Source organism: Staphylococcus sp. HMSC072B07 (assembly GCF_001815505.1).
Taxonomy (GTDB): Bacteria; Bacillota; Bacilli; order Staphylococcales; family Staphylococcaceae; genus Staphylococcus; species Staphylococcus simulans.
This window is the reverse complement of sequence record NZ_KV820944.1, coordinates 33,024-37,404: the sequence shown is the minus strand read 5'-3', so window position 1 is coordinate 37,404 and position 4,381 is coordinate 33,024. Positions and strand designations below refer to the sequence as shown.

Annotated in this window: 4 protein-coding genes and 2 pseudogenes; 3 read left to right on the top strand and 3 right to left on the bottom strand. The window is 30.6% G+C overall.

Features of this window, described 5'->3' with window-relative positions; genetic code table 11:
• Positions 1 to 162: 162 nt before the first annotated feature.
• The 3 genes and pseudogenes from HMPREF3031_RS10595 to HMPREF3031_RS10585 all read right to left on the bottom strand — a co-directional run bounded on the left by HMPREF3031_RS10595 (position 163) and on the right by HMPREF3031_RS10585 (position 2,074).
• Entirely contained in the window at positions 163 to 363 is a 201-nt protein-coding gene (locus HMPREF3031_RS10595) for a mobilization protein (protein ID WP_070724888.1), read from the bottom strand.
• Positions 360 to 594 (bottom strand): annotated as a pseudogene (mobC, locus tag HMPREF3031_RS10590) (plasmid mobilization relaxosome protein MobC); the annotation flags it as partial. The gene HMPREF3031_RS10595 and the pseudogene mobC, both read right to left, overlap by 4 nt.
• A gap of 316 nt (positions 595 to 910) precedes the next feature.
• Positions 911 to 2,074: a CynX/NimT family MFS transporter gene (locus HMPREF3031_RS10585; RefSeq protein ID WP_070625308.1), complete on the bottom strand. Its 1,164-nt coding sequence runs from the start codon at positions 2,072 to 2,074 to the stop codon at positions 911 to 913.
• A gap of 85 nt (positions 2,075 to 2,159) precedes the next feature.
• On the opposite strand from HMPREF3031_RS10585, the gene HMPREF3031_RS10580 reads away from it, so the two are divergent.
• The 3 genes and pseudogenes from HMPREF3031_RS10580 to HMPREF3031_RS13510 all read left to right on the top strand — a co-directional run bounded on the left by HMPREF3031_RS10580 (position 2,160) and on the right by HMPREF3031_RS13510 (position 3,820).
• Entirely contained in the window at positions 2,160 to 2,708 is a 549-nt protein-coding gene (locus HMPREF3031_RS10580) for a helix-turn-helix domain-containing protein (RefSeq protein WP_070724887.1), read from the top strand.
• Positions 2,709 to 2,759: 51 nt separating this feature from the next.
• Positions 2,760 to 2,900: pseudogene (locus tag HMPREF3031_RS13830) on the top strand (replication initiation protein); the annotation flags it as partial.
• A 755-nt stretch (positions 2,901 to 3,655) separates the two neighbouring features.
• Positions 3,656 to 3,820 carry a hypothetical protein gene (locus HMPREF3031_RS13510; RefSeq protein ID WP_180363399.1) on the top strand — a complete coding sequence of 55 codons (165 nt, stop codon included), beginning with the start codon at positions 3,656 to 3,658 and terminating at the stop codon, positions 3,818 to 3,820.
• The last annotated feature ends 561 nt before the right edge of the window (positions 3,821 to 4,381 follow it).

Sequence of the window (4,381 nt, the reverse complement as noted above, 5' to 3'; positions counted from 1 at the left end):
CTACATGATCTGCTGAGCCTACACCTTTAGGGAAATTATAATTACGTGCCGTTGATAGTTCTAAGACACCTGAACCGATCGTGTGCAAATCGACTTTTTGCGCTTTCGGCGGTTCGTATTTAACGGTATCTAACTCATGCTTGTATTTTTCTAGTTTTTTCTTTAGTTGTTGTCATTACTATCTTCTCTTTTATTTGTTTTAGTTAAAACATCTGTTAAAAACCCCCATAATGCGAAAGCTAATACAAATAATAGAGAATACTTATGGTTAATATAATCCGTTGTTAAAGAAAGAACAGCATAAACAATTACAAATATTAACAAGAGTAAAAAAGAAATAAATCTTATCTTAGTTTTTTTCATATTTTATCCAACCTTTCATGCAACACTCTTATATTACGTTCTAATCTTTCATTATCTGGAGCTTCATACAGATGTTGATTACAGTATGAAGCAATCTGATTCGCATTAGGTCCTAATCTGCTCAAATCTTTAGCAATCGATTGGCACGGTTCTTTATCAAAATTAAGTGCAACCAATCGATTACTTTGCCCTTTTTTTCACGAAAGCTGGTACACTCATACTCAACTTTTCATATTTATATTCACTCATAATACACTTCCTTTTTCTATTGAAAACAAATACTTGAAGAGTTAGAGATTATATTATTAACTCTAACTTTCCAAATATTTCAGAGGTATAGCAATCAGGCTTTACTAGTCAATATTCATTAATTAATATAAATGAATAAAAAATTTGAGTTGAACATTGACATGATAAATTAGTGATTAGCTATATTGTTTAACTTTGCACCAGAACCAAAAGACGCTCTTCATATAAATGAAAAGCGTCTAAAATGCTTATTAGCTTTCAGAACAATTATGATTAAAAAACATTGATGATAAAGGAACTATATTTGTATATTTCTTCCTGCTCCAGAGCTTATTATTGTAATTAACACAGCGGCGATTAGCAGTACAATCAAAGAAGGTGTCCATGAACCTGAAATATCGTGTAAGACACCAAATAGCAGTGGTCCTAAAGAAGCAAATGAGTATCCAATTGCTTGAGCCATACCTGATAATTTAGCTGCAGTAATACCATCCTTAGTTCTTAAGCTGAAGAAGGTGTTAACCAGTCCAAAAGCTATACCACTAGCAATGCCAATAATAATTAAAGAATAGAGAGACATCTGAGGTATAAACATCATAATCAGAATACCTACTATAAATAAAGTACCTGTAAATATTGTAACTCCTATTTGAGACTTCATCTTTGTTACTATTATTGGCGTGATAAAAGTCAATGGAATAATTGCAAGTTGTAATAGAGCTAGATATAACCCGGCAAGATCAGAAGATATGTCATATGTTGAGAGATATTGTGGTAACCAATTTATAAGTGAATAAAATATTAAAGATTGACTACCCATTAGTAACGTAATTTGCCAAGCTATAGAATGTTTCCAAACATTGGTGTTATTAATCATATGGGGATTATTGCTTTTTTGGTTATGTTTAAGTTGAAACGCCCAAATAAAAATTGTGAGTAAAGTTATCAATCCTATTATTCCTAAAGCGATATTGTAATTAGAGACTTTTAAAATAGGAGATGTTACAAATGAAGATAAGCTGCCAAATATATTCATTACTACTGTATAATATGCTGTCATTATTCCGATTCTAAGAGGAAAATTGGATTTAATGACACCGGGAGTTAAAACATTGCCAAATGCAATTCCGATACCTATTAAGGTTGTTCCTATATATATAAACGGCAGTATGGTAATACTTCTTAAAATAATACCTACAAAAATAAAAATAAGGGCAACAAATAATGTTTTATTCATACCAAAAATTTCACCTATTTTAGAAGCAAAAAGTGAAATTATTGCAAACGCAACTAATGGAATGACTGCTATAATACTAAGTAAACCATTAGAAAGAGAAAAAGTTTCTTTTATTGAATGTAAGGCCACGCCCACAGATGTAATAGGTGCTCTTAAATTAGCACCTATGAGTAAAATACCTATAAAAAGAAACCAATTTATAGATGTATCTGTATTTCTTTTCATAAAAACCTCCTATTGTAACATATAGAGAACAAAATTCACTTTATATGTTACAATAATTTACAAGACTTTAAAAGGAGGTATTATTTTGGATAATATAAATGATGTTGTTGCCTCTAACTTATATAAATATAGGAAAGCGAAAAATTTAAGTTTGGAAAAAACTTCTAAACTTACAAATGTGAGTAAAAATGTATTAAGTATAATTGAAAAAGGAGAAGGTAACCCTACGATAAATACTTTAGTTAATTTAGCAAATGGACTTCAAATACCAATATCTACTTTAATTAATAAAAAAGAATCAACAGTTCAATTTATAGACAATAGATACATTAATCCAATTTACAGTATTGATAAAACAGTCACTGTTTTCCCATACTTTCCTTATGATAAAAATAAAAATTTTGAAATGTTCAGTATGAATTTCAAAATAGATGGTTCTTTATATTCAAAAGGACATGAAGAGAATTCTAGAGAATTTATAATAGTGAATAAAGGTACACTAAAGATAAAAGTAGGAAAACATGTTAGTGTCGTTAAAGAAAAGCAAGCTATATCTTTTGAATCAGATTCAGAACATAGTTACTTTAATATAGGTGAAGGAGTTTTAGAGTTGACTGCTACTATTCAATATTAGTTTGAAGAATACCTAATGTGATTAGCTATACTTTTTCTAACTTTGCAACAGAACCCGACAAAATATATTTATCAAATTTTTTATCACTGGAACCAAAAAGAGTACTTAGCGAGTGAAATTTTTGATTTAACCGAAGAAGAAAAAAGTAAAATTAATCATCAAATAATTGATGAAATTGACGAAGAAATTTGAATATAAATTTTGATATTTTTTCTACGACGTTAGCGAAAAAGCTAGCGTTTTTTTATTGAAAAGTGCTAAAAAATGTTTGGGTACAAGTGAAAAAATGATTGCACTTTAGAAATCGCTGTATCCCTTGAAATGTCTGGCTTCGCCAGACCAACTTTTTTTGAAAGGTTGCAAATTTCCCTTATGATCTTAATTTTTATTTTGGACAAAATCAAGATTTCGGTATTTTTTACAGAAATTTGCGCCTGCAGGAGCTAAAAATCGGTATCAATTTTTGAAGGATTTTATACAAAATTTTAGTTTGTATGTAACTGGGCAGTGTCTAAAAATTGTCACTGGTTTTGCTAAAATTTTATGATGTGAAGTCAAAATATATTTATTGGCTTTCAAAAGGAAATTGGAATAAATACCTCCGGTTTTGATATATTTTACATATGGGAGGGTATGTTATGGAGATTGTATTACTTGTAATAGCAGGTTTTATTTTAGCAGGGATTGGTTTTTGGATTATGGCAAAATTTTATAAAAAATTATAAGACGTTTGTTTGTTTTACTTTATGTTCTTGAACTTGATTTAGACAAAATCAAGATGTATTTATTTTGCTCTTATTTGCGTTTTAAGCGCTTATATAGAATTTTGGATAAAAAAACTACGTAAATATTTAGTGTTTCTTCAAAATGCCCCTTTAAAATTAAAAATAAAGGCACTCAAATTTTTTGTAAGAGTTATGATAAAGTTTGCTAAAAAGGAGTGGTTTATGAAAATTATAAGTATTATTTTAGGGATTTTAGTTATTCTTTCTTGGTTGTTTGTAATGAAAGAGTATAGAAAAGGGAACGAAAAGACGAAAAAAGGTAAGTTAGTTATATTAGTCGCTTGTGTATTAACAATTATTATGACTTTAATGAGTTTTTTTGAATAGACCACGCATTTATGTCGAGAAAAACCCTTAACTAAACTTGAAGACGAATGTCGGCATAGCGTGAGCTATTAAGCCGACGATTCGACAAGTTTAGGGTTTGTGTGCGCTCGGCATGATTAACAACTTGATGGTGAAAGTCCATTACAGGCTTGGCAGTAGGAACTGTTAGTGAAAGACAAGGGTGTCCATCGTGAGGTGGAATCTGAAGGAAGTCGGACGCAAACACTTGCACTGACGAACAGAAACATCATATCAAGGCTTATACGAACGGATGAGTTTGCACAACAAAACAAAGTCCAATACTGCCCAAATTCGTATGAGTAAATGATGCAGTGACATGAGTGGAAAGTGGTTAATCTTACCCGAGGAGGTCTCATAAGCGATTCTTCGAATCGTAGTAACAACGAATTATGAGAAGTCAGCAGAAGTCATAGTAGGGAAAATGTACCGAAGGACTGAACAATATTAAATACAGAGTAAAGAATGGAGGTTATAGATTTACGACGTACCGAAAACAATGGGAATTGGCAATCTGTGGATGATAAGTAGTGGAACGAAAAA